We start from the raw sequence: 1,952 nt of genomic DNA on the forward strand, positions 1-1,952 counted from the left end.
CACTCTGTCGAGTGAGTGCTAAAATGCTGAAGCATTTCCGTCAAGCGTGTGGAGGAATCTTGTAGAGAGATATAGCATAGATACCCGTATCTCTAGAGATATTTTGGTATATCCCTGCTATATCTATGGGGTATCTATGCTATATCTTTGGCTTCAAAAACGGCACCTGTTCTAAGAGCATAGAAACTCAACAGGCACAGCCTGTTTGACACCCTTTTTTTTAGGGTGGCACCGAGTTTCCTTATGCTCTTTTTCTCTGAAGCTAAACCTGTTTTATATGTCGTAGTCTTTTTATTGGGAGTGACCCCTTGCTGTACAATTTCCGGAGGTGCCGATAAGGGACGAATTTTCCCTTGTCGGTTGCCTTTGGGGATTGTAAGGGGTGGAGGCTCGGAATCAAAAGGAAACGAAATATCATTCCGAGTGTGCTTCTTTTTTCTGTTCTTGAATTCTATTATTTCCAATGTTAGAATTATGTTAACAACTTGTTAGGAGTGTGTTTGGATGGAAGAGAAAAAACAAATTGGACCTCGAATTACTGTTGAAACATTTAAAAAGCTAGAGTTATTAGCCGAACATTTTACAAAACACAATGAATTTGGAAGAGTTTCAAAAGATGCTGTAATTGAGTTTGCTATTAAGGAATTGTATAGGGACTATTTGGGAAAAGGACGCTAATTTTTGTTGAAAAACTGACTTCGGATTTGGGGTTCTTTATTATTAACTTGATTTTAATTAAACATTACAGGAAAAATTGAGGGGAAATGGATGGATAAACGCAATGGTGACGCGGTTTTCATAGCTCCAAATGATGTTGTAAAAGTGACCACTATGAATCACGTCATTGAAGTTCAGCATATGGAGAAGATGAACCGGAAAAATAATATCAAAAAATTGGACAAGGATAGGTTTGTAGACCTCTCTACTGGGGAGATCCGGGAGTTCGAGCATTCGGAAAATCGGCAGGAAAATTATAATTCTTTGAGACAAACCTTTAAGAAGCTGCGTTATTTGATAAATAACAATTTTATAGGACGGCCAAATGAATTACATATAACTTTGACATACAAGAAAAATATGACGGACACGAAAAAACTTTATAGTGATTTTCAAAATTTTATCGACAGGTTGCGTTATAAATACAAGAAAGAAAGTTCGATAGATTATTTATCGGTGGTAGAGCCACAAGGACGTGGAGCCTGGCATTGTCATGTTTTAATGCGCTTTAATGATTTGGATAAGATTTATATTAAAAATGCTGAATTAAGGAGTCTATGGGGTTTAGGATTTGTAACAATCAAGTCATTAAAGGATATAGACAACATAGGAGCCTATTTGAGCGCTTATTTGACTGATATAGACCTAGAAGATGTCCAAGACAGGGAAACAGCCTTAAAAGTGGCTTCAGAGGGCTGTGAGGTGCAAACAAAGATCGTAGAAGGTCGGGAAAAGAAATTTTTAAAAGGCGGACGGCTGCACATGTATCCTTCCGGAATGAATATGTATCGAAAATCAAAAGGGATTGTTAAGCCGGAACGGGAAGAAATGAAGTTCGGAGACATAAAAAAAGTAGTGGGTTCGGCAAAACCACACTACGAGAAAAGTTATCATGTCGAAAATGACAATTTTGAAAACACAATTTCGTTTCTCCAGTATAACACAAAACGTGATTTTTGAAGCAAAACGGTTCCTCTTTATGGAGCCGTTTTTTTTATTTCCCGAAGGGTTATTTGTCAGAATGACAAACCGATTTCGAGCCGGCGAGAACCCATTGTCACACCACGATTTAGGGGGTGTGTATAAATGGGCACTCTCTGTGAAATTTGAAGCTTTGAAATTCCGAATGGCGCACTTATACACTCTGTCGAGTGAGTGCTAAAATGCTGAAGCATTTCCGTCAAGCGTGTGGAGGAATCTTGTAGAGAGATATAGCATAGATACCCGTATCTCTA

At 38.2% G+C, this 1,952-nt stretch carries 2 protein-coding genes; both read left to right on the plus strand.

The annotated features are described in order from the left end of the window. The first annotated feature begins 504 nt into the window (after nucleotides 1-504). The gene (locus ACFXHA_RS45585) at nucleotides 505-678 is read left to right on the plus strand and encodes a hypothetical protein (RefSeq protein ID WP_375839303.1); all 174 of its coding nucleotides are present in this window, start codon (nucleotides 505-507) and stop codon (nucleotides 676-678) included. Between the two features lie 90 nt (nucleotides 679-768). Beyond that, a complete protein-coding gene (locus tag ACFXHA_RS45590) occupies nucleotides 769-1,677 on the plus strand; it encodes a hypothetical protein (RefSeq protein WP_375839305.1) in 909 nt (302 codons plus the stop codon). Nucleotides 1,678-1,952 lie beyond the last annotated feature (275 nt).

The organism is Nocardia sp. NPDC059240 (assembly GCF_042753865.1).
Lineage (GTDB): Bacteria > Actinomycetota > Actinomycetes > Mycobacteriales > Mycobacteriaceae > Nocardia.

What these genes read in the sequence shown, in the direction of transcription:
- ACFXHA_RS45585 (WP_375839303.1), top strand. Translation starts at nt 505, where the DNA reads ATGGAAGAGAAAAAACAAATTGGACCTCGAATTACTGTTGAAACATTT.
- ACFXHA_RS45590 (WP_375839305.1), top strand. Translation starts at nt 769, where the DNA reads ATGGATAAACGCAATGGTGACGCGGTTTTCATAGCTCCAAATGATGTT.